This is a genomic window from Paenibacillus plantiphilus (genome assembly GCF_927798095.1).
In the GTDB taxonomy this organism is placed as follows: Bacteria; Bacillota; Bacilli; order Paenibacillales; family Paenibacillaceae; genus Paenibacillus_Z; species Paenibacillus_Z plantiphilus.
Window position 1 is genome coordinate 1 of record NZ_CAKMMF010000051.1, and the last position, 23408, is coordinate 23408.

Consider the following 23408-nt stretch of genomic DNA (forward strand, 5'->3'; position numbering starts at 1 on the left):
TCGTTATAATGCTGCCTCGTTTTCCCCATTGTGAACACCTCACCTTTTATTAGGATTATTATCTGTCCAACGTTACGAGGTGTCCACTTTTTATTCTAATTGCAAATAACGTGTTACAGCAGGGAAAAGCTGAGCGAGGCGAACTGTAAAGCTGAAAAACCTTCTTACAGAAGCCAAGGCATCGCATAATGCTCTTTGGCTATCTCCCTAAGGCGCAAATACCGCGTTACAGCAGGGAAAAGCTGAGCGAGGCGAGCTGTAAAGCTGAAAAACCCTCTTACAGAAGCCAAAGTATCGCCTAACCCCGCCTGCTGAAAAATGTCCCCCGTGGAACTTTCTAAACTGCCGGCAAAACTCCGATGATGTCGATGGCATTCTCCAGAATGACAATGGGAGCTAGGAGTTGCTTTCGGAGTTGTTTTCTATTTTCGTATAAAATACTGCAGTGCCGTCATGCAGTGTCATCAAGCGATCTGTGAGAGGGACTTTTGGGGTTGACACCCATATCGCCGCGCCTCACCGCGTGCTGGGAGCGGGACGGGGTACAGTTGCTGGCTCTTTAGACATTCACCAGATCGTAACGGACAACGGGGTTTTTAATCAAAGTCAGTCTGATAAGATAATCGGCAATGCAAACGGGGCCAGATGACCCTATGGTCGACTGACTGTAGTTATGCAGCGAAACACCGCGCTCGGAACTGCGTGATATATCAGGTGAAAAATAGTGTCATGTATAAATAGACGAATAGGGTGTTAGAGTTCGTTAAGAATTGAGAAATTGAATCGGAGGAGATCAACGTTGAACATGCGCATTATTACATCTTTTCATTTGAGGAAGGAGGGGTTAGGGTTAGGGTTAGGAGGGGGGAGTGAGGAAGGATTTGGCGTCGGAGAAGCGCAGCGTTCGCCTTTGCTCGTGGATTTCAACCGCTTGGCGGTTTGAAAAATCAAAGAAATCCACGAGCAACAGCGATCGGAGACCCAAAGCTTTCGCGCATCGGCCCTCTTGTTTCGGCATAGCCATCGAGCCATCGCGCATCGGCCCTCTTGTTACACGTAATGCCTTCAAGCCATCGCGCATCGGCCCTCTTGTTTCGGCATAGCCATCAAGCCTTCGCGCATCGCCCTTCATGTTGCGCATTCTGCCTTCCAGCTCTTCCTGCAACGCCTTTACTCCCCTGTCACCTCATATTCTCCCTTCGGAGGACGAATCCAACGGTGGAAGTAACGCTGATCATACAGCGCTTTGATCAGAATCATCAGAATTGGCGATAGAATAACGCCTGCGATACCGAACAGGGACAAGGAAATAATCATAAATGCCAGCATTGTAAAAGCGGAAACACCAAGCGTATCTCCCGTAATTTTGGGCTCAAGAATTTGCCGTGTAAGAACGACAAAGAGGAACAATGCCGAAAGCCAAATCGCGAGAGTCGTCTGTCCGACGATGAACAAATAGATGATCCATGGAATAAAAACTGTTCCTACCCCAAGCAGCGGGAGTACATCAAACACAGCTGACAACAAAGAAATCGAGAAGGCATTGTCAACACCGAGCAGCAGCAAGGCGATGAAAATGACAACGAATGTAATCGAGATGAGCTTCATTTGTGCTTTCAAGTATACGGCGATACCAGAGAATACATTATCTTTAAGGAAGAAAAACGCCTTCTTAAATGTTTTAGGTGTTTTTTCTTGTGCTGTCGTCTTCCACTCATTGATCTCCAGGCTAAGAAAATATGCCAGTATAATACCGATGGAGAAGTTGAAAATAAAAGTGGAGAAGGACATGAGATAACCGCCAAGCGATTTCAGGAATGAAGCGGCTATTTTTTGAAACCAGTCAGTTATGTAGCTGACGGCTGCATAAGCATTTTCCAGGACGTTATCAGGCACACCCTTAATCTTTTCCTGGAGATAGGCGGAGTTTTGCTGGAACTGCTCTGTGAACAGCTTCTGGTATTGAGGCAGATTCTCGGCAAGTCCGGTAATTTGTGCTGTCATGATATATCCGGCACCGACAAAGGCGCCAACAATGATCAAGGTGAACACAAGCACAGATATGCCTGCTGAAATGGATTTCTTAATGCCAAGCTTCGTTAGCCATCTTGCAGGAGGCTCAATGAACATAAAAATAAAGAAGGAGAGGAAAATCGGCGTTGCAATCTGGTATAAATAGCTAAAAGCAAACATAATCAAATAGACGGTCAAGACGATCAAGGCAATGTCGAAAGCGGTCCGCCAATATTTACGGTAAAAGGAAAGCATGTTCTAACTCCTTTGCTCGTATGTATCTTACTATCCATCACGATTGTACTATAAGTTAGAAATCTTTCCTAACATTTCTTTTGTTGCATAGTGTCATACGACGAATCAAGCGCAACATATGAACAATCATAGCCCTTATCGCCAGCGGTATGTTACAATGATGAAAGGCTTTAAAGCGCTCTGCCTCCAAAATGGACAGGGGATCGAAACTAGGGTGGTGGGGAAACAAAGAATGGAGAATTTGCTGCTTTGGGGATTTTATATTCTTACTTTTTATGCTTTTCTCCCAGGTCTGGTGAGCCGAACATTTGGATTTCGGGTTTTCAAACGTGGTCGTGCCAGGAATGAAATTTCGCTGACATTCGATGACGGTCCAGATCCGAAGTATACGCCGATGCTGCTTGATCTGTTGAAACGATATGATGCAAAAGCTACATTCTTCGTCGTTGGCACACATGCGGAGAAGCACCCTGAGCTGCTGCGGAGAATGAAGGATGAAGGACATATTATCGGCATTCACAATTATGTTCACAAAACAAACTGGTTTATGCGACCGCGCTCGGTGAAGCGCCAGATCCACCGCACCTCGGAAATCATTAAGAATGCAACAGGAATTCGTCCAGTTTATTATCGGCCGCCTTGGGGGATCGTGAACCTCTTTGACTTCTCCAATATGGGCTATTTGCAAATTATTCTGTGGTCGACCTTGTTCGGGGATTGGCGGAAACGCGTCGGAGCAGAGCGGCTGCTCAAGCGAATGCTCAAGAAGCTTCGTCCTGGAGAAGTGCTGCTGCTTCATGACTGCGGCTCGACATTCGGCGCTGATTATGATGCACCTGCCAATATGCTTGCAGCTCTTGAGCCATTCTTGATCGAAGGCAATCGTCGGGGCTTTCAATTTGTGAATATCTCGGAGATGATTGCGGTAACAGATCGTCATCGTGCCTCTAACCGTTCCATCGGCTGGTTCAAGCGAGTTCTTGTCGCATGCTGGTTAGGGTGGGAGAAGCTGTTTCATCTGATGTTTAGAATTCAGCGGGGCGGCACAGACTCCATCTTTCATTATCGCAAGCGAAAATATCGGGGGAAGACGCTGCAGCTCTCCGATGGCAGGACAATCGAGAATCGTGATGAGGTCATCGAGCTTCATCTCGATAACAAGATGCTGTTTCGACTGATGATGGAATCGCGCTCGCTAATGCATGTTGCCATTCTTCTCATTCGAGAAGTGGAGAAAGCCTTGCCCAAGCTGGCAGATCAATTGGCCGACAAGGCAGACTACAACAATGTTCGTGGATTGTACGGCATTACGATGATCAACAAGGGCGCTGCACAATTTGGGTTTAACGTTATTGAGCTTAATCCCGGACTTTTCGATTCATTAACACGTTTTTATTTGAAGCTTCTAATGTTTGTTCTGCACCCTTCGGGCAAGACGCGTTTGAAGGGGGACAGTCGGAAGCTGTCTCCGCGCATATTAGTTATGTCAATGGAGGAGCTTGTCAAGCGATACAGCTCCAGTGCGAGAGAGGAAACGAAGCCTTTGTGGAATCAGAAGGCTCCTTATGAGGGGAAGCTTCAAACAGCGGGGAAAGCCGCGCTTTCCCAATCCCCATATGAGAATGGAAATACCGCTAGGGAGTTCACTCCCTAGCGGTATTTTTAATGTGCGCCCAGTTGCTGGTGCTAGTTCATTCTTAGGCTGCTTTGCGGAAGCGGCGATACATAAGCCATGAGCCGCTAGCAATGACAAGGACAGCAGCGGCAGCTATGCCGATCCATAATGTCGTGTTATTGCCTGATGGTTCTGTCACAAGCACATATGTGCTCAATGCAGGCAATGTAAGCTTGTTGCCCTCGATTGTTTGGATCGATTCAATACCCGCTTTTTCACCGTTCACAACCAGATTCCATTTGCCTTCTGCTGGCAAATCTACGACGACCTCTGACGTATTCGCATTATGTGCTACGATAATCTGTTCGGAGGAATCCTCTACAGCGTCTCCATTCAGTTCGTATACAATCGTGCTGTCAGGTGAAGGGAGGAACTTCAGGTTGGAACGGATCTCATCTGCTGTTGCCATGCGGAATGCCGCGTGATTCTTGCGCAACTGGATGAGTCCCTTCATATATTCGACATCTGCGTTGAGATCCAGGCGTCGCTTCCAGTCAAGCTGGTTAACGGCATCGCTGGATTTGTAGCTGTTGTCATCTCCGCCTTTGGTACGCATGAACTCTTGCCCTGCATGCAGGAAGGCAATTCCTTGCGATGTCATAATGATGGAGGAGATCATGCGGTGCATTTTACTGCGATCCGCGTCACTTGCATTGGGATTTGACAGCAGCAGCTTATCCCAGATCGTGTTGTTATCGTGCGCTTCTGCGTAGGTGACGGATTGCTGAGGGTCCTTAGCCCATGAAGTGATGTCTGCGCTATAATCAATTCCGCCTACGATACCTTGCTTAACAGAGTGAGTCGCTTCAACGTTGCCGTTGACGAAGCCCTGCTCTTCAAACATGAAGATACTGCCCTTCAAGCCATCGCGCATGCCATCGTTAAATTGGCCAACTCCCATGAATTTGCCTGCATTGCTCTGCTTAGCCTTGAGCTCAGGATCAAGCGCTGTTGGGAGATCCCAGCCTTCTCCAATAAGAAGCAGTGTTGGATCGATCTTAAGCAGCGCATCGCGCACTTGATTCATTGTTTCCACATCGTGAATACCCATCAGATCGAACCGGAAGCCGTCGATGTTATATTCATTCACCCAGTACTGCGTAGAGTCCAGAATAAATTTGCGCATCATTCTGTGTTCAGAAGCTGTATCGTTGCCGACACCTGTTCCGTTCGACAGCTTGCCTTGCTCGTTGTAACGGAAGTAATAGCCTGGAACAAGATTCTCAAAGTTGGAAGGGTTCACAGCGTACATATGGTTGTAAACAACGTCCATCGTTACGCGCAATCCACTCTCATGCATAGCTTGAATCATTTGCTTCATTTCTTTAATACGTGCAGTTGGCTCATAAGGATCTGTGGAATAGGAGCCTTCTGGCGCATTGAAGTTCTTCGGATCATACCCCCAGTTGAATTGCGGGGTGTCAAGCTTCGTCTCATCAACACTGCTGTAATCATAAGAAGGCAGCAATTGAACATGAGTAATGCCCAGTTCCTTCAAATAATCGAGGCCAGTGCTCGTTCCGTTTGGTCCTTTGGTTCCCTTTTGAGTAAGACCGAGGAATTTGCCCCGTTTGTCAGCATCGACGCCGCTCTCGGGATGGATTGTAGCATCGCGTACGTGAAGCTCATAAATAATGGCATCTTCAGCCTTTGCGAATTCCGCTTTTTTCGTGGATTTGAAATCCTTCGGATTCGTTTCGGCCAAATCAACGATTGCTCCGCGATCACCATTGACCGTAACTGCGCGAGCATATGGATCGACGGCTTCATTCCATTTGTCTCCGATTTTTACTTTGTATGTGTAGATAACGCCGTTCTGATCACCTTTCAATGAAGCGATCCAAGTGCCTCTATCGCTTTTCTCCATTGCGATTTCTTTGCCCTCCGCACTATCCCACTTGTCATAAGTAACAAGCTTTGCTTCACCAGCGGTAGGAGCCCACACACGGAACTTCGTTTCTTCCTTCGTATAGGTATTGCCAAGATCATTGCCATCATAATAGAACAATTCATCGAATCCATCGGTACGGACGACATCGCCGATTGAGATCGTAGCATCGCCGAAGAGCGGCTTGCTCAGCTTGTAGCTTTTAGTCAATTCGAAGCTTTCTTCCGTTGTAATCTTGGCAATGCTAGAGACGCTGCCATGTCCCTGATCAACAGCCTCAACACTCTTAACGGTCATGCCTTCAATTGTAATATCGGCATTGGTACCGGCTTTCGAATCGAAGACATAATTTGTTTCAATTGTAATCAGGTTCAAATCGTCGATTGTTGCGGACAGAATGCGCGGGTTGATATCACCTGCAGGCGGGCGCTCGTTGAACACCTTCTCCTGTCCCTGCGCGATCCAAATTTCAGCATTGCCCTTCTCGTCAAAGGTTGTAATGAAGCGTTCGCTAAATTCCTGATCGGCTTTATCATTGCCTGCGATGCTCTTGCGCACGATAAAACCGATTTGCGAAGCGTTGGCTCCTTTGAATTCGACCTTCGCAACCTTGCCGTAATCGTCTTCGCCGGAGAAGGAGATCTGCTGACCTTCTTTATCGCCCGGCCACATGAACAGGTTCCAGCCGTCGTATTGTTTGTCATAACGTGAATAGTGAATCGTCGCAGTTAGATTCTCATGTGAAGCAATTGTGCGATATTCGCCGTCAGGCGGGCTCGTGTAAATGGCAGGGTCGCCGCCCTTGATCCAGACCTCGCCGACACCGCCTTTAATATCGACAAAACGGTCCTGGTCGCCATCCTTCTTCCATTCATCGGTACGAACGATAAATCCGACCTTCTTTATGTCGCCTTCAAGCAGCACCTCGCCGACCTGGCCCCAGGCATCCTCGCTATTGAATTGAAATACTGCGCCGTCTCCGCCTTCCGGCCAAGCCCACAGGTTCCAGCTTTCTTTACTGTTAGGATCCTTCTTATAGTGAATGACTGCTTTGGTTTTGCCTGGCACAGGTGTAAGCGAAGAAGAAGAACTCGTTTCTGCCTCTTGCTCAGTTGAAGGCGCAGACGTGGCTGCAGCGCTCTTGCCGCCGCCTGCTTCAGCTGCCGTTGCAAAGGTGGCGCTGTTTCCGGCAACTACCCAAGCTTCAGCCTTGCCGTCTACGACATCAATTAGACGATCTTCCCCGTCTTTGTCCCAATCATCGGTACGAACGATAAATCCGACTCGCTTCATATCGCCGGACAATTCAATTTCGGCAACTCTGCCAAAGTCATCTTCTCCTGTAAAAGGATAAGCTTGCCCTTCACCGCCCTCAGGGAATGCCCAAATGTTCCACTTTTTGTCTGTATTGGGATCCTCCTTATAGTGTACAATCAAAGTGGTCTTCCCTTGTGCAAACGTTTTCACTGATATCGGCGAAAAAAGAGTGCCGAAGATTAGAGCGAATGCAACGAGCAGTGAAAGTACCCGCGAAAGCTTTGGTTTTCCTTGTAGCATAATAATCCCCCTCCTAAATGAAGTATGTGTAATTTCCAGGGACGAGTTCTTAATAGCAGTATGCTCGAACCCCTATCGACATAAATAATAACATGCCAACAGAATAAAGGAAACCGGTTTCATTTACAAAGTTCAGTGTTTCTTGCTGTAGGAACAAAGAACCATATATTTGTGGGATTGATGCAGGATTATATATCTATGGAAAAATAGGACCATTGATTCGCAGTTGAAAATGTCAAGATTTATGAAATCCAGTTATTCTAATACTTGGATAATGGCTTTTAGATTAGAAGCGAAGTGAAAAAATGAGTGAAAGCGTTTAGAAATTTTTAATATTTACAGATAAACTGTCGAAAAGGGGATTTGAAGTTGAAGGAAATAGTATATAATGTAATTAGCAATTGGGAATATGAGCTTTGAAAAGAGAAAAAAGGTGTAGAGGGGTGTGGCTCAATGAAAAACAAAAAAGCGGAATCTAATAAAAGGAACAAAAACCTATTGTCAAATTTTGTAGATCTCCTGAAGCGTTTAAAGTTAACTCATCGAATGATCATTTTGCTATTGATTCTAACAATCGTGAATATTGGAGCCGGCGGAATAATTCTCTATCAGAATGAAATTGTAAATACAGAAATGGAAAAATCGGATAAACTGCAGGATGTGCAGAAGCAGTATAATGATATAGCCAGGAAATTGGAAGCGACCACGATTATGTTTGTTGACCTGATTGAAGGCTACACTTCGACGAAGAAGCAAACGGTTGATGACAATATGGCAACAGCAGTGGATCAAATCACGGAATTAGAGAAAGCGCTTAAGCTGCTTGATGAAGAATACCCAACCAAGGATTTCCGCGATTCCTACAGCGCGCTGGTCGTCAGACTCAAAACGGGCTATGACGAAATCAAAGCGCAAGTTGATGCTTACGATCTTATACTCCCGGAGGAGACGAAGAGAGTATTGCGTCGGGATGTAGTCGTCAATTACTGGAATGTGCTGAATGCTACGAATAGAGACTCTGAAGTGAGATTCGGTAATGCCGTTGAAGCCAGAGGAGAGGCGCTTAACGCTGCTGTTACCTGGTCCAACTATATTGTTATCATTAATATTATTGTAATGGCTATTTTCCCAGCTCTTATGATGTCTGGATTAATTCGGTCAATAAGAAGAAATCTTATTGGAATCACTAAACATATTGAAGCGTACAAAAATAATGACTTTACTTACGATGTCAAATTGACGTCGAGGGATGAGTTTGGCATGATCGATGGAATGCTCAGCGATATGGGGGAGAAGCTGCGTGAAACGTTGGCCTCAACCGTAGAAGTCAGCGAACAGGTGCTCGATGTCTCGCAGCGTATGTCATCCATGCTGACGATTAATAAAGAAGCATCCGAAACGGTAAGAAAAGAAGTTGCCCACAGCAAGAAGCTGATCTCATCCCAGAATGATTCCAATACGTCGATCTCAGCCGTTACGGAGGAAGTATCAGCCAGTTCGGAACAAATCTCTGCATCGAGCGATTTCATAAATAACGACATGAAGAGGATGCACCATTCCTCCAATGAAGGCATGGAGAAGATGAACGAAATCGTCGCGCTCGTTGATCAGACATCCGAGCAATTCAATGGATTATCGACGGTTCTTCGTGTGATGACTGAGCGTTATAGCAATGTTGCCAGATTTCTGGACAATATTAACGAGATAACAAGTCAGACGGGACTATTGTCCCTTAACGCTTCCATTGAAGCAGCAAGAGCGGGCGAGCACGGCAGCGGGTTTGCAGTTGTAGCTGGGGAAATTCGTAAATTGTCTGGGAAGACTGAAGGTCTCTCGCGAGCCATTGCATCAGATTTGAAACAAATCCATAACGATCTGAAGCAGTGTGAAAGCACGCTGGATTCGTTCTCTCTGCTCATTAAGAAAACGAAATCAATTTCTGAGACCTCTAATGTCACTTTCAACCAATTGAAAACTCAAAGTGGATTATTGGCTGAACAGATGAATGAAATAACTTCGGCAATTGGCGAGATTGCAACGGGAATGACGACAATTGTTACATCAGTAGAATGGCTTGCTGAATCCTCCACAGAAGTAAATGGCCGCATGGGCGAGATGGAAGGGTTGACGGATGAGCAATTCAAAATTTCCGACAATCTCATGGGCATGGCTGGCTCATTGAAGGAAGCCTCTCAAAGGCTGCGTGAGAAGACGGATTCATTCAAACTATAGAATGAAACGATGGCGGGCTCTCATACACGTATTCAATACACGTGTATGAGAGCCTGCTTTGTTATATGCATCATTTTTTAGAGTTAACGAACAAAATAGTATGTTAAGTATATAAGTTGAACGAGTCTCTCCTGCAACTTCTATATAATAGAGTTTTTATTTCACGAAAAGTGGCTTGGCAGGGATATTGAACCCTGCTAATCCACTTTTTATTATTACACGGCATTATCACCCAAGCCGCTGCTAAATGGAATGCATGATGATCTGCTATGATCTACCTTTCCATTGACTGGAATTAGAGGGAAGCTGAAAGTATAATAGAGGAAGTCCAGACCTCGGATGATAAAAGGCAACGATAAGTTGCGTCATCCAGCAACTTCGTATTGTCAATCTCTCATTAGAGTTTATAATTGATATCGATATACCCATATGGAGTAGATACTTTCAAATCATTTCACATGCTTACAATCCTCGGGGGAGCTGAATATGGAGACGGAAACAGGTGCTGCATTAATCATTAAGCCAAAGAGACGATTATTTCGAGAGATTGGACAATGGCTGGTGTCACGCAAGAGAGCAACGATGAGCAATGACAATCCGTTCCTGCGGACTTCAATGGTGGGACTATGGCTCGCCAGCTGCCTCATTCTTGTTGTATCGAGCATGGGAATGCCGACTGGAATGGGTACAGCGGCAGACGGCTTAATAGCAATCTTGATTGGAACCATCGGGATGATTATTTTTCCGCCAATTATTGCATTCCTGCTGTCACTAGTCTATTTGCCCTTGCCTAGAAAATATGCAGGCGGAGTAATTTATGTCAGTTTGGTTATATTTGCTGTGTTCTATTATGCCGATGCTGGATGGCTCCCCGCTATTGTCGTGTCCTGCGCGCTAACTTTATATGGCATAATAAGCGGAATGATGATTAGCCTATGGATGAGCCGCAGCATATCAAAGAAGATCAAGCTGACAGCTGTGGCAGCTGTTATGATTCCGATTCTGATCTACACAAGCTGGCCCATGCTATCGATAGGTACTTCTATTTCTGTCCTACATCAGGATGATTCGCTTGCGGAAGCAGTCTTGCCTTTGGAAGCAGAGAATCCTGCTGAATCGGGCGCCTATCGATATTCAGAATTTGCATATGGGAGCGGCAAGGACAGACATCGCTCAGAGTTTGGGGAGATGGCTGATCTCATCAGCCAGCCTGTTGATGCATCCATCTATGTGGAGGATTGGTCAAGGCTGCGCAGCTTCTACTGGGGGTTCGATCAGGACGAGCTGCCGGTCAATGGGCGAGTATGGATGCCGGAGGGCAAGGGTCCTTATCCGCTTGTGCTGATTGTGCATGGCAATCACCTTATGGAGCAATTCTCGGATGAAGGCTATGCTTATTTGGGTGAAATGCTGGCAAGTCGAGGCTTTATCGCGGTTTCGGTTGATGAGAATTTCCTGAATTATTCCGTTTGGCAGAACATCCCGGATAATGATATGAAGGTTCGTGCATGGATGCTGCTGAAGCACTTGCAGCAAATTGCTGTATTCAATTCGCAGCCGGGCACGCCCTTCTACAAGGGGGTCGATATGGAGCAGGTGGCTCTTATCGGACATTCGAGAGGCGGACAAGCGGTTGCGATGGCTGCTGATTATAAACGCTGGTTTGCTGCTGACCGCTCGATTCAAGGCTTGACGGATATGCGCATACAATCCGTTATCGCGATTGCGCCGACAGATAAAGTGGTGAACAAACAATCCCCTTCCCTTAAAGATACCAATTATTTGTCATTGCAGGGCGCCATGGATGGTGATGTGAATAACTTCTATGGCGAACGTCAATATATGCGAACCTCTTTTTCCTCTAATTCGAATCGCTTCAAGGCAACGCTTTATATCGGTGAAGCGAATCACAGCCAGTTCAATACCGACTGGGGTTCGATGGATGACAGCCTGCCTGGCGGCCTGCTGCTTAATCGGGCTGGAATGATGGAAGCGGAGGCGCAGCGTCAAGTGGCCAAGGTTTATGTGTCTGCCTTCCTTGAGGCGACTCTGCATGGCAGAAAGGAATATACCGCATTATTTCGCGATTATCGTGCTGGACTGAAATGGCTGCCTCAAGCAACGTACTACAATCGATTCGAGGAGAGCAGCTTCAGAGGAATTGCGCGGTTTGACGAGGATATGAACCAGATTACAGGGATCAATGGCGTGACGGTTGAAGCGAGTGGAATGCAATGGGCGGAGAAAAAAGTAGAGGACAGGGACGGGAATAGTAAAGGCACAAGAGGTGTTCAACTGGAATGGAGCAATCAAGGGACATACACGCTCAATATTCCAGCGCTTCGCAGCGCGAGTCTTCGGACTGGCGAAGAAACGAGCCTGGCCTTCGCCTTGACCAGCTTGGGACATGAGCTGGAGGATATACAAGCGGGAGAACAAGGGCAAGAGGACATTCCAATTCCTTTCATTGAAATAGAGCTTGAGAGCGGCAATGGAGCTGCTGTGAAGCTGCCGCTTGAAGATTTTATGCCAATTAAGCCTCTCCCGCATACGGACTTTACGCTTCATCCCTGGTTGGAGGAAAAAATAAGGGATGGCAAATATAAAGAGGCAACGGAGCCTGTATTTCAGACCTTCACACTGCCGCTTGATCGTTTTCAACAATCGAATCCACAATTCAATCCTTCGCATATTACACGGATTACTTTTCATTTGTCCGGTGAGCGGGGTAGAATCATGCTGGATGATATCGGAATGACAGATTAATACAACAGCAGAGGATCCTTCGTCAACTTAATAAAATCATAAAGCAGTCCGCAGTTCAAAGCATCTCTGAACTGCGGGCTGCTTTTTGTTATTCGATTCAGTTAGGACAAACGTATGGTCATCCGCATGTTAGGGCAACATTTGGTAAAGGTTTATAATGCGGGGGCTTGAACGATGAACAGTAATAAATTAGGCATCTGGTCGATAAGCATGATGCTGCTTCTCTCCATTGGACTTGCTAATCATGTGTTTGTATTGCCGGCTCTATTAAAGGCTGCCGGACGAGATGCGTGGCTTTGCGTCTTTCCAGCCGTTCTATTTGCTCTGCCGTGGGTCGCATTTATCATTCATGGGATAATGATTCGGACAAGGCAAGCCCAGCTTCGGGACTGGCTGAAGCACAAGCTGCCGCCTGCAGCGGTATGGGTTCTGCTGCTCCCGGTAATTCTTCTGCTCTATGTTCATGGCTTTCAAACCTATGTGGATACAATCGCATGGACCTCCAAAACCTATTTGCCCAGGACGCCGATTTTTGTCATGGCCTTGCTGCTTATGCTCCTTGTTAGTTTTGCAGTATGGTCGGGATTTCGAACGGTCGTCCTGATGTCCTGCTTGCTGCTTCCTCCAGTCGTGCTGCTTGGAGATTTTGTCATGAGCGCCAATATGCCGGACAAGAACTACGCCTTGCTGCTGCCGTTTGTGGAGAATGGCTATTATTCGCTGTTCAGCGGTTCCTTGTATGCAGCCGGCGGCTTAATCGAGCTTTCTTTCATTGTGTTTATCCAGCATTATTTCGCGGTCAAAATAACCAAATGGCAGCTTATGCTGCTGATCGTCCTTCTTGCCATGCTGACATTAGGGCCGACGATCGGCGCTATCACTGAGTTTGGTCCGGTTGAAGCGGCGAAGCTTAATTACCCGGCTTTTGCACAATGGCGGCTTGTAACGATCGGGAGATATATTGAGCATGTCGATTTTTTCGCTATTTTTCAATGGATTTCAGGAGCATTTGTACGCATTTCACTCTCTCTGATCATCGTGCAGGAGCTGCTTCCAACGCGCAAATCGAGCAAGAAGCTCATCATTCTGCTGCTTATTGGCGTGAGCTATGTTGCTGGCACTATCCTGCTTAATAATCATATGGTGGAGTACCAAAGGCTGTCCCACTACATGTTCTTCGCCAGCATTATTATTGCTGTCTTTGTCATGCTGGTCATCTGGCTGCTGTCATTCAAAAAAAATTCGGACGGGGGAGGTGGGGACAATGAGCGACAGCGAGAACAGGTTCCAAGTCACACGTGAATGGCTGGATCAAGAGCTGAGAGGCTGCGGAGATGTAGTATTGACAGAGATGCACAGCAATGGTGATGGGACGGGCCAATCGAAGTCGATGCTGCTTATTTATTGTTCGGGCCTGATCGACCGAACCTCGATGCAGATGCTGCTGTTCACTTCGTCTGACGGCAGAGTCGCAGATATATTGAACAATCCGCTCGTCTCCGAATTTGATCCCGGAGAGAATGGTCACCTTATATTTAATTATGTGTTTTCCGGGATGCTGGTCATCTGGCTTAAGGAAGAGGGGTGCATCTATGTTTGCGATACCGCAGACAATCCCGGAAGGGCGCCTGAGGAGTCCACGATGGAGGTATCGCTCAAAGGGCCAAGGGATGGCTTTGTAGAGCAGCTTGATGTGAATATCGCGCTCATACGCAGACGTCTCCGCACGACGAAGCTGCAGATGGAGAGCTTCGTCATCGGCAGCTTGTCGCAGACACAGGTGCAGCTGATTTATTTGAAGGATCAAGCGGCTCCTGAGGTTGTGAATGAAGCGAGAAAACGGCTGGATGGGGTTCAATTGGATGCGCTGCAAAATGCAGCTGAGCTTGAAGAGATCATATCTGATCACTCCTTCTCTTTGTTTCCATTAGTCAACTATGTCGGCAGACCGGACTTTGTTGTCCAATCACTGCTGAACGGCCGATTCGCGCTGCTGGTCGACGGCTCGCCGTCAGCTCTCATCGCGCCGGCTAATCTGGCAATGCTGATTAAATCACCGGAGGACGCGCATTTACCGTTCTACTTTGTTTCGTTCGAGCGGTTGCTGCGTTTGTTCGGGCTGATGCTGGCGATTGCTTTGCCGGGCTTCTGGATATCGCTGCTTGCTTTTAACAGTGACCAGATTCCGCTCCCGCTTCTCGCGACGGTTACAGTGTCCCGCATGGGGCTGCCGCTTGGCTCCCAACTGGAGCTCTTCATCATGATGCTGATGTTCGAGCTGTTCCGTGAAGCGGGGGTGCGGCTCCCGCGGGCAGTTGGCCAGACAGTTACAGTCGTAGGTGGTCTGATTGTGGGCGATGCGGCCATTCGTGCAGGCCTGACATCGCCTACGATGCTCGTTGTGTCAGCTGTTACCGCTGTGGCGACCTTCACCCTTGTCAATCAATCATTGAATGGAACGGTTACTGTTATTCGCATCTATGTCATGCTTATATCATCTCTGTTCGGTTTATTCGGGTTCTTCATTTCCATCTTCTCCGTCTTGCTGTATCTATGCAGGCTGGAATCGTTCGGCGTCTCCTATCTTGCGCCTGCAGCGCCGTTCAATCCGCGAAAATTACTTACTGCATTGCTTCAGCTTCCTTGGAAATTTCGAACAAAGCAAGGAGAATAGCAGCTATGAAAGGGTTGAAACAAGTTTCGGTTATGTTGAAGACGTTGTTCATTCTTATCGTGACCGCGCCTGTGCTTGCGGGCTGCTGGGATTCCAGCAACCTGGAAAGTGTAGGGTATGTTACAGCAATCGGAATTGATCGGGAGGATAAGGAATACGTCTTCTACGCGCAGCTTATTGACTTGTCGACGATTGCCAAGACAGAGGGCGGGGGCAACAAGAATAGTACTCCTGTTTGGAACGGACAAGGGAGAGGCAAGACGGTGTATGACGCCTATGACAAGGTACTAAGAAGCGCGCAATCAGAATTAAGTCTGGAGCAGTTGAAGGTTGTCGTTGTGCGCGAGAGAGCAATGTCCAATATGACAGAAATATTGGATGCGATCAATCGAGTCAGGGTATCCCGTTATACCTCTTGGGTTTTTGGCACTAAAGACGAGATCAAGGATATATTCAGCTCGGATCGTATTCTGGAGCGTTCGCAGCTGCACAGCATGTTGTATAACCCGCAGCAGCATATGAAGAGCAATACGTTCGTGGAGCCGCTCAATATGCAGAAATTTGTTGCTGGCTATAACGAGCCGACAGTTACGGCATTGCTGCCGTCTGTCCAAGTGACTGACAACACATGGAGCCGGAACAAGTCCTCTATTAAAGTGGAAATGATTGACGGGGTATTCGCTTTCAAGGGAAAGAAGAAGCAATACTACGGAAGAAATCAAATTACTGGAATAAGATGGTTCAATCCGAGATTCAGTCGGTATCTGCTGCCTGTTCAGAGTGCGCAAGGATTGGTTGCGACGGTTGCCGTCACGGAGTCCAGGCACAAGGTGAAGGTTGCAATAAAGCAGGGTAAGCCTGCTTTTACACTCCATATGAGGATCAAAGGGGAATTGGCTGAAACAGAAGGCGGTATGAATGATAAAGATATTATTCATGCCACGAAAACGATAATTGCCGAGGAAATGATGCAAGTATTCACTGAAGGCGTGAAGCATGGGGATGACCTGTTGAATTTGGATGAGCAGCTGTTTCGTTATCATTACAAAGAATGGAAAAAAATAAACAAAAAAGCGGGGTGGCAGCCGCAAATCGGAGATTTGAAGGTGAAAGTGGATTTTATTCTGAAGCATGCCGGCAGCTTTCAATTGGAATAATGACGCGGTTTGAACGCATGGATAACCCGACCCTCTTCTGCATATTGTGTACTATGAAATAAATGCATGGGGAGGGGATAGCATCATGCAGTTTGTGGTGTGCTTGGCATCTGCGCTGTTTGGCTCGGTGTTGACCTTTTCTTTTGGCATGTGGCCCGAATCGCTTACGTTTCTCCTTGTTGTAATTGCAATTGACTACATCACCGGTGTAACAGCCGCTATAAGAGAGAAACGCGGATTGAACAGTGTTGTTGGCGCATGGGGTTTAGCTAAAAAAGGGATCATGCTGCTCGTTGTTCTGCTCGCGCATCGCATTGATGTTCTACTTGGTTTAGAAACGGCGGCTATGGGCGCCGCTATCTATTTCTATATTGCCAACGAGCTCATTTCAATCACAGAGAATCTGGGCCGCATTGGCGTCCCGCTGCCAGACAAGCTGCGCCAGCTGATTGAGATTCTGAAGAATAAGAGCAAGAATGAATGAAGATTGCGCGCAATTGCCCGGGCTGAGCAATGTCAGCGACAATAATAAGAAATGATGAATAACGTTCAATGTTTTGTCATAAAACGAAAAAAAATTATGTCTTGGCGCAGTTTAAGGTTGAGAATACGTGACGATCTTAGGTAATATAAGAAGTAGACATTATAAAGGCAAAAAAGGGAGCGAAGTAGCAATGCATAAATGGCTTATGTTTCTTGTTTTCACTGCAGCATCGGTTCTGGGTATATACTTGTTGACAACTCAGCTTCCAGAGAAACCGATTGATGAAGCGGCATCACTGCCACCGGGAGTGACACTGCTGAAAGTAGAAGCCAACGCTGATTTCACATTCGATAAGGCAGAATACAAAGTGAAAAAGGGCGATAAAGTGAAGCTGAAGCTCGTCAATAAGAGCGGCATGCACGGAATTGCTATTCCAGAATTGAATGTGGATCTTCAGGGCGATAAGTTGGAGCAAGAAGTAGATTTCACTGAGGCTGGAACTTATGAAATCCATTGTTCGGTCGCTTGCGGAACAGGTCACGCCGAGATGAAATCTGTAATAATTGTTGAATAAATAAAGAAGGAGCCTATGCGAAGGCTCCTTTTTGATTCAAGCTATGTGCTGGAATGCTCGCGGTGTCTGTCTCGTGCAATCATCCAGTCGCAGATCAGGCCGATTATCGCGTAGCTGGCAATTGTCAGCACATACATCAGGAATACGTTGACTTCATGCGTATCAATGAAGAAATCAACGAACCAGCCTGGAATGCTGAACATGAAGAACACGAAGTTATGCGGATCGTAGCCCGAGTAATTATAGATGCACAGAGCAATACCGATCAGTGTTGCAACAATTGTGACTGGGTAGCGCATGGATAACGATTCCCTTCATAAGAAGATTGCCGAGTGGCGGCAGCTTAGGTTATTATGTGACAAAAGGACGTTCATCATGCGAGCCGGAATCTGAACGTCATTATTTTATGAGGACAAGGGAGAGAAGGATTGAATGATTACACATATTGTTCTGTTTAAGCTGAAAGACCGTTCACCAGAGAGCATTGCGGCAACTGCGCAAGTATTGAAGGATATGGAAGGCCAAATCGATGTGCTTAGACATCTTGAGGTAGGAACGGATATTCTTCATTCGGAGCGTTCTTATGACATTGCACTCGTAACGAAATTCGATTCCATGGATGCGCTCGGCGAGTATCAGGTGCATCCGGTTCATAAAAAAGTGATTGAGCATATGACACAAGTTCGCGAATCTTCTTTTAGTGTCGATTACGAAAGCTAAAAAGGCGGTTGTAACATGCGTGATGTATATGAAATGTTTACGTATCTGCTCGTTATTCTTATAAGCAGTGTAGTGATGGTCATGTGGTTGAAGCGTAAAGGACGCAAGAAGAAAATGTAAACAAGGCAGGGGCAAAGGAAATGTATTATGTTAATCGCGATCAAATAACGGCGAGATTGAATGTCATTTCTGACCTTACGGAAGCGCTTCGCCATATAGCGGCGCATTGGGACGGCAGCCTGCTGCAGGGACTAGCCCAGGAGCGTGCCCTTCATATGGCCATTGAGATGGTTACGGATGTCGGCAGCTGCATAATTGACGGCTTTATTATGCGCGATGCCAGCAGCTACGAGGACATTATTGAAATTATTGGCGGCGAGGGTGTTTTTTCGGGGGAGCTGCTGCAGCCGCTGCTTGCGCTTGTACGGCTGCGCAGGCCGCTGGTGCAGGATTATTACGAATGGCCAAGGAATGAGCTGCATCCGTTCACATTAACGATGCCAGCGATTCTGGAAGCGTTCAAATCAGCGGTGGAAGCTTATATGAGCAAGGAGCTTGGAGCATAGCGGGCAACGGCGGCAGGGACGATGGAGTCTCTGCCGCTGCTTGTTAATGTCGATTTACGAAAATGTCAAAATGCGATACAATGACGCTAACACATAGGATGCATAGCTTGAGCGAGAGCCATGCCAATGCGCAAGGTGGTGATGAGGTTGGAAGAAATCGATAATTCGGATGCCAGGCAAGAGCTGTCAGCAAGGCATGAAGGCTCAACGCGCCAAACGATCTTAACGCTGTTCAAGACGAAGGGACAGTTGAATGCGGGAGAGCTGGCCAAGCAGCTCCAAATTACGGAGATGGCGGTACGTCGCCATTTAAGCACGCTGGAGCGCGATGGACTCATTCGTCCGACGCTCGTCAGGCAAGCCATGGGCAGACCCACTCACAAGTATGGATTAACAGATAAAGCGGAATATTTGTTTCCTAGAAATTATCATTCGCTCGCTCTGGACTTGCTGGAGGAGCTGGCTGAAGATCCTGAACAAGCTATTCTTGTTGATCGCATGTTCGAAGGACGCAAGCGGAAGCTGCTGGAGCGATATGCTTCCCGTATGGAGGGGAAGTCGCTGAAGGAGAAGGTGTCTGAGCTTGCTGTCATTCAGAATGATGGCGGGTATATGGTGAAGCTGGAGGACGGTGAGGATGGTCTTGTCCTTCATGAATACAATTGCCCGATTGCGCAGGTTGCCAATCTGTACCAGCAAGCCTGCCAGTGTGAGTTGACGCTGTTCGAGCAATTGCTTGGCACGTCTGTGGAACGAACGGAATGTCTGGCTAAGGGCGGCGGCAAGTGCAGCTATTTGATTGCTGGAACTAAATAATGCATGGTATTCAGGACACGGGAGAGATCCCGTGTTTTTTTATTTGGGCCTTGTGTCAGGTCAAGCCCATGCTGCTTATAATGACAATACGAATTGGGCATTCGTCTATGAAGCAGGTGTACCATACTTCCAGCCTTGATGGCAGAAGGAGGAATCAGGCTATGAATAATGTTTGGTTGGAGGCTGTCTTGGCTGCAGGGTTCATGCTGCTTGTTGCCGGTATCCTTATATGGCTTCGGGCAGCTGACCGCAAGCTGGCCCGCTTGCTTGAAGCGGCCCAGTCGATGGAGAGAAGCGTCCAGTCAACGGCTGTCCGGATATGCGAGCTTGTTCAGCCTGCTGCGGAGACCGTGCGTTCGGTACAGCGTCAGGTTGATCACACAGCACGCATATTCGAGGCTGCCAGACGTGCAGCTGATGCGGCGATAGAAGCCGCGGATACATTGAGCCGTATGACCGCGCTGCTGAACGAAACGGCAGCACGTCATGTCGAACGCGCCGGAGGCAAATACCGCCACCATATCGCAGATGCGATGGACTGGGCCGAGGTAGGGCTTGCAGCTTGGCAATTCTGGCAATCCAAACGACGAGATAGCCATTCCTCTGCATGCCGGGGGCATGACGAAGGGCACGATACTAATAGCTGACGCCCGAGCCGTCATTAAACTTGGCGGCTAGCGGCTGCAGCGAGAGGAGTGAAGGGAATGGCAAACAACAGGCAGACAAAAGGCTTTTTATTCGGCGTGCTTGCCGGCGGCATCATCGGTTCAATTACCGCGTTGATGCTTGCGCCGAAATCGGGCCGCGAGATAAGAAGCGATATTTCGCAGGGGGCTCAGCAAGTAAGCAGCCATACGGTGCGAATTGCAGGGCAGGTCGGCGGAACGACGACACGGATCGCGAAGCAGGTTGGAAACGGAGCCACTTCGCTTGCAACGAAAGTGAAGGATTCTGCTGACAGTATGATCGGCAGTGTCCGCAGCTGGCGCAGCAGGAATGAAGAGGGTAGCGAGGCTGTCGCTGAAGGACTGGAAGAGTCGGTTAATAACGAGCTCCTGACTGAACAAAAGAAAGAAGTCGAGCTCCAAACTTCACGCTAGCTAAAACACCAGTAAAGTGTGCGGATGAAACGGAGAAAGAGCCCCATCGTTGAATGAATAATAAGGGGGCTCTTTGCTCTGCCTATGGTATCGGTGACGATATCCGCGAACATGAGCGTCTATGCAAGGATTAATTTTATAGGCTGCTGCTGCAACCTTTTTCATGAAACCAAGCGTCTAGAATGATGTAACAGCAGGCAATCAGACATCAGGAGGTAATGGACAAGATGAGAAAAACGACGCGAATGGGAATGACCGCACTTGCTGCAGCAATGATGCTGACGGGTGCTTCCAGCTTTGCTTATGGAAATTCAACACCGGTTAAGGCTGTAACAACTATCGCAGATGGCGCTTCAGCTGTCAAACTGAACTATCCGCTCGTCATTAACGGCGCGCTGTCATCAGACGGGGGTTATCTACATAAGGATGGCAAGACTGTTATGCTGCCGCTTCGCACGATAGCCCAAGCTTTAGGATATTCGATCACTTGGAATGCGGAAACCAAATCGGCAGAGCTTGCCAGAGGCGCGCAATGGACAAGCGTTCGAGTAGGCGAGGACCAGTATTCCTTTGCCAAAATGCTGATCAAGCTGGGCATTGCGCCTCAATCCGTCAGCGGCAAGTTGTATGTGCCGGAAGCCTTTGCTTCTGAAGTATTGCAAGCAGAAGTATCGCGTGCCGGCAATGGAGTGAACATATCGCTGGCGCAGGAAGAGGAGAAGGAAACGTTGACGACGCCAGGCTTTGTGACCGGTATTCATCTACAGGACGGCAAGGGCCAGATCCGCATAAATGGCGTCGGCACGGAGGGACTTGTGCTGAACGTCGATACAACGACGAAGATTACGGATGAAGAGGGCAAGGAGCTGACCTGGGATGCCTTGCTGCTTGGCATGGAGGTTGACGCCGTTCATGCGATATTCTCAACGTTAAGCCTGCCGCCGCAAACACCATTGTACGAGCTGAAGGTGAAAACAAAAACAGCGGAAACCGAGATTCTGGGTACATCGGGAACGATTGAGGAAGTTATTACTGGCGAGAATGGTCATGTAGCGGTGCGTATCAAGGGCGAAGGCTTGAATGATCGCTCTCCGTCCGAGATCGTGCTTCAATTGCTGCCGGAGACAACGATTGCACTGAACGATGGCTCGAAGCTGGAGGCATCGAAGCTGGTTAAAGGTTCGGCTGTCATCGGATTCTACAATCCGATGCTGACCAAGAGCTTGCCGCCGCAAGGCAATGCTTGGAAAATAGTGGTTCAACCAGAGGCGCAGCCTACTGAACCGACGAACGACGAAGCTGCCAACTCGCTGCAATAGATCCGCTTTTCCAAAGAGCAAAGCGCCGAATTCCTTAGGGAATCGGCACTTTGCTCTTTGTTGTCCATATTGAACCTGTTTCTTAATTGCGATAAGATGGAGGTACATTTTTGTTCCTGTTTTCATATTGTATTGAAGTTTAACGTTCTCATAATTCGATCAAGAAAGCGGTGTGTATGTGCAAGAACCGATCGCAATTCTGGATTCCGGCGTAGGCGGCTTAACCGTTGTCAAAGAAGTGATGCGCCAGCTTCCACGTGAAAAAATTATTTACTTTGGCGATACGGCCCGCGCACCCTATGGACCTCGTCCAGCAGAAGAAGTGCACCGATTCACGAGTGAAATCGTTCATTATTTAATTCAATATCGCCCGAAAATGCTGGTCATCGCCTGCAACACCGCAACAGCTGTCGCCCTTGAGGATATCCGTTCCTGTGTATCTATACCCGTTGTTGGCGTTATTCATCCTGGAGCGCGTGCCGCGAATGGACGAACGCAGACTGGAATCATTGGTGTCATCGGGACAGAAGGCACAATCCGCAGCGGAGCATATGAACAGGCATTGAAGCAGCTCTCATCCTCGAATGAAGTTATAAGTCTCGCATGTCCAAGATTCGTGCCGTTGGTGGAGAAGGGCAATTTCCGCTCAGAAGAAACGTATGAAACCGTTCGTGAATCGCTGGAATCACTCAAGCAGCGGCAACTGGACACGCTTATTCTCGGCTGTACCCATTATCCTTTCCTGGCTGACACGATATCGGAGGTTATGGGCAAGGGAATTACACTTATCAGCTCAGCCGATGAGACGGCCAGAGAGATCAGCACGATTCTGTATGACCGCAATCGGATGGCTAGCAACAATGAGCTGCCTGTACACCATTTCTTTTGCAGTGGCGAGCCTGGCATGTTCAAGTCCATTGCACAGCAGTGGCTCGGAGAGCAGATTGATCTGACGCCGGTCGTATGGCAGGTTCCCAATATTGTCTGACAGGAATAAGAGCGGCATGATTCGTCCCTGGAGGAATCATGCCGCTCTTTATAGTGCGCCCGGCATGGGCGATAGCTAGGTGGTGAAAGTCCACTACAGGCTTGGCAGTAGGAACTGTTAGCTGAAGGCAAGGGTGTCGGTCGCGAGGCCGAATCTGAAGGAAGCCGGAGGCAAACCCTCGGTCTGACGAACAGAAATCACATACAAGGCATGGTGAGACGGACGAGCTTGCTATACAAAGCAAAGTCCAATACTGCCCGAATCTCATCATGTAGATGTGGCAGATGGATGAGGGGAAAGCTATCGCTCTTACCCGGGGAGGTCTCACAGACGTGGAGTAGGAAAAAAAATCCGAAAGACGGAGTAAAGCTTGCTGTGAGAAGTCAGCAGATGCCATAGTGCGTGCGTGGCAGCACGATCATCAGGTGGGTTAAAGTCCCGCTGAGCCCCGGACTAGGGGACTCATATCCAAACTCGGGAGTAACGTCTCGGGGGCCGGTAAATTTTTTTTTGCTGGAGGGCAGGGCGTCTGCCGCGAGGCAGAGTCTGAAGGGCTTGAGGAGAAGTACCAGGCCGTAGTGAAACGGGGCTACCCGAATTGCGAACCGGTCGGCCAAAGATGGG

19 protein-coding genes are annotated in these 23408 nt (G+C 47.9%); 15 read left to right on the forward strand and 4 right to left on the reverse strand.

What is annotated here, in order from left to right:
- Window positions 1–856: 856 nt before the first annotated feature.
- Window positions 857–1165 carry a hypothetical protein gene (locus L6H65_RS25780; RefSeq protein ID WP_236347419.1) on the reverse strand — a complete coding sequence of 103 codons (309 nt, stop codon included), beginning with the start codon at window positions 1163–1165 and terminating at the stop codon, window positions 857–859.
- Between the two features lie 5 nt (window positions 1166–1170).
- Complete coding sequence (locus tag L6H65_RS25785; RefSeq protein WP_236347422.1) at window positions 1171–2268, reverse strand: AI-2E family transporter; 1098 nt, start codon at window positions 2266–2268, stop codon at window positions 1171–1173.
- Window positions 2269–2500: 232 nt separating this feature from the next.
- Between L6H65_RS25785 and L6H65_RS25790 the strand changes: the two genes are divergently transcribed.
- Window positions 2501–3922 (forward strand): polysaccharide deacetylase family protein, encoded by a 1422-nt coding sequence (locus L6H65_RS25790; protein WP_236347425.1) that lies wholly within the window; start codon window positions 2501–2503, stop codon window positions 3920–3922.
- 43 nt (window positions 3923–3965) lie between these two features.
- Here the strand turns inward: L6H65_RS25790 and pulA are convergent, their stop codons facing one another.
- On the reverse strand, window positions 3966–7388 hold the full coding sequence (gene pulA, locus L6H65_RS25795) for a type I pullulanase (protein WP_236347429.1): 3423 nt from the start codon (window positions 7386–7388) through the stop codon (window positions 3966–3968).
- Window positions 7389–7934: 546 nt separating this feature from the next.
- Here pulA and L6H65_RS25800 point away from each other — a divergent pair.
- The 7 genes from L6H65_RS25800 (at window position 7935) to L6H65_RS25830 (ending at window position 17275) form a co-directional block, all read left to right on the forward strand.
- A complete protein-coding gene (locus L6H65_RS25800) occupies window positions 7935–9620 on the forward strand; it encodes a methyl-accepting chemotaxis protein (protein ID WP_236347432.1) in 1686 nt (561 codons plus the stop codon).
- Window positions 9621–10106: 486 nt separating this feature from the next.
- Window positions 10107–12386, forward strand: a complete 2280-nt coding sequence (locus L6H65_RS25805) for an alpha/beta hydrolase family protein (RefSeq protein WP_236347435.1) — start codon at window positions 10107–10109, stop codon at window positions 12384–12386.
- Window positions 12387–12560: 174 nt separating this feature from the next.
- Window positions 12561–13688 (forward strand): endospore germination permease, encoded by a 1128-nt coding sequence (locus L6H65_RS25810; protein ID WP_236347438.1) that lies wholly within the window; start codon window positions 12561–12563, stop codon window positions 13686–13688.
- Window positions 13651–15060 (forward strand): spore germination protein, encoded by a 1410-nt coding sequence (locus L6H65_RS25815; protein WP_236347441.1) that lies wholly within the window; start codon window positions 13651–13653, stop codon window positions 15058–15060. The genes L6H65_RS25810 and L6H65_RS25815 overlap by 38 nt, the downstream gene beginning before the upstream one ends.
- Before the next feature lie 5 nt (window positions 15061–15065).
- Window positions 15066–16217 (forward strand): Ger(x)C family spore germination protein, encoded by a 1152-nt coding sequence (locus L6H65_RS25820; protein WP_236347444.1) that lies wholly within the window; start codon window positions 15066–15068, stop codon window positions 16215–16217.
- A gap of 85 nt (window positions 16218–16302) precedes the next feature.
- Window positions 16303–16701: a phage holin family protein gene (locus L6H65_RS25825; protein ID WP_236347447.1), complete on the forward strand. Its 399-nt coding sequence runs from the start codon at window positions 16303–16305 to the stop codon at window positions 16699–16701.
- A 190-nt stretch (window positions 16702–16891) separates the two neighbouring features.
- Window positions 16892–17275 carry a cupredoxin domain-containing protein gene (locus L6H65_RS25830; protein ID WP_236347450.1) on the forward strand — a complete coding sequence of 128 codons (384 nt, stop codon included), beginning with the start codon at window positions 16892–16894 and terminating at the stop codon, window positions 17273–17275.
- 41 nt (window positions 17276–17316) lie between these two features.
- Here the strand turns inward: L6H65_RS25830 and L6H65_RS25835 are convergent, their stop codons facing one another.
- The gene (locus L6H65_RS25835; protein ID WP_236347453.1) at window positions 17317–17574 is read right to left on the reverse strand and encodes a hypothetical protein; all 258 of its coding nucleotides are present in this window, start codon (window positions 17572–17574) and stop codon (window positions 17317–17319) included.
- Between the two features lie 133 nt (window positions 17575–17707).
- Between L6H65_RS25835 and L6H65_RS25840 the strand changes: the two genes are divergently transcribed.
- From L6H65_RS25840 to racE, 7 genes are all read left to right on the forward strand, one after another.
- Complete coding sequence (locus tag L6H65_RS25840) at window positions 17708–17995, forward strand: Dabb family protein (protein WP_236347454.1); 288 nt, start codon at window positions 17708–17710, stop codon at window positions 17993–17995.
- A gap of 140 nt (window positions 17996–18135) precedes the next feature.
- The gene (locus tag L6H65_RS25845) at window positions 18136–18561 is read left to right on the forward strand and encodes a DUF86 domain-containing protein (RefSeq protein ID WP_236347457.1); all 426 of its coding nucleotides are present in this window, start codon (window positions 18136–18138) and stop codon (window positions 18559–18561) included.
- Window positions 18562–18708: 147 nt separating this feature from the next.
- The gene (locus L6H65_RS25850; protein ID WP_236347460.1) at window positions 18709–19377 is read left to right on the forward strand and encodes a helix-turn-helix transcriptional regulator; all 669 of its coding nucleotides are present in this window, start codon (window positions 18709–18711) and stop codon (window positions 19375–19377) included.
- 161 nt (window positions 19378–19538) lie between these two features.
- The gene (locus tag L6H65_RS25855; RefSeq protein WP_236347463.1) at window positions 19539–20024 is read left to right on the forward strand and encodes a hypothetical protein; all 486 of its coding nucleotides are present in this window, start codon (window positions 19539–19541) and stop codon (window positions 20022–20024) included.
- 57 nt (window positions 20025–20081) lie between these two features.
- Entirely contained in the window at window positions 20082–20477 is a 396-nt protein-coding gene (locus L6H65_RS25860) for a YtxH domain-containing protein (RefSeq protein WP_236347467.1), read from the forward strand.
- A gap of 227 nt (window positions 20478–20704) precedes the next feature.
- Entirely contained in the window at window positions 20705–21796 is a 1092-nt protein-coding gene (locus L6H65_RS25865; RefSeq protein ID WP_236347470.1) for a copper amine oxidase N-terminal domain-containing protein, read from the forward strand.
- A 178-nt stretch (window positions 21797–21974) separates the two neighbouring features.
- Entirely contained in the window at window positions 21975–22784 is an 810-nt protein-coding gene (gene racE / locus L6H65_RS25870) for a glutamate racemase (protein ID WP_236347473.1), read from the forward strand.
- Window positions 22785–23408 lie beyond the last annotated feature (624 nt).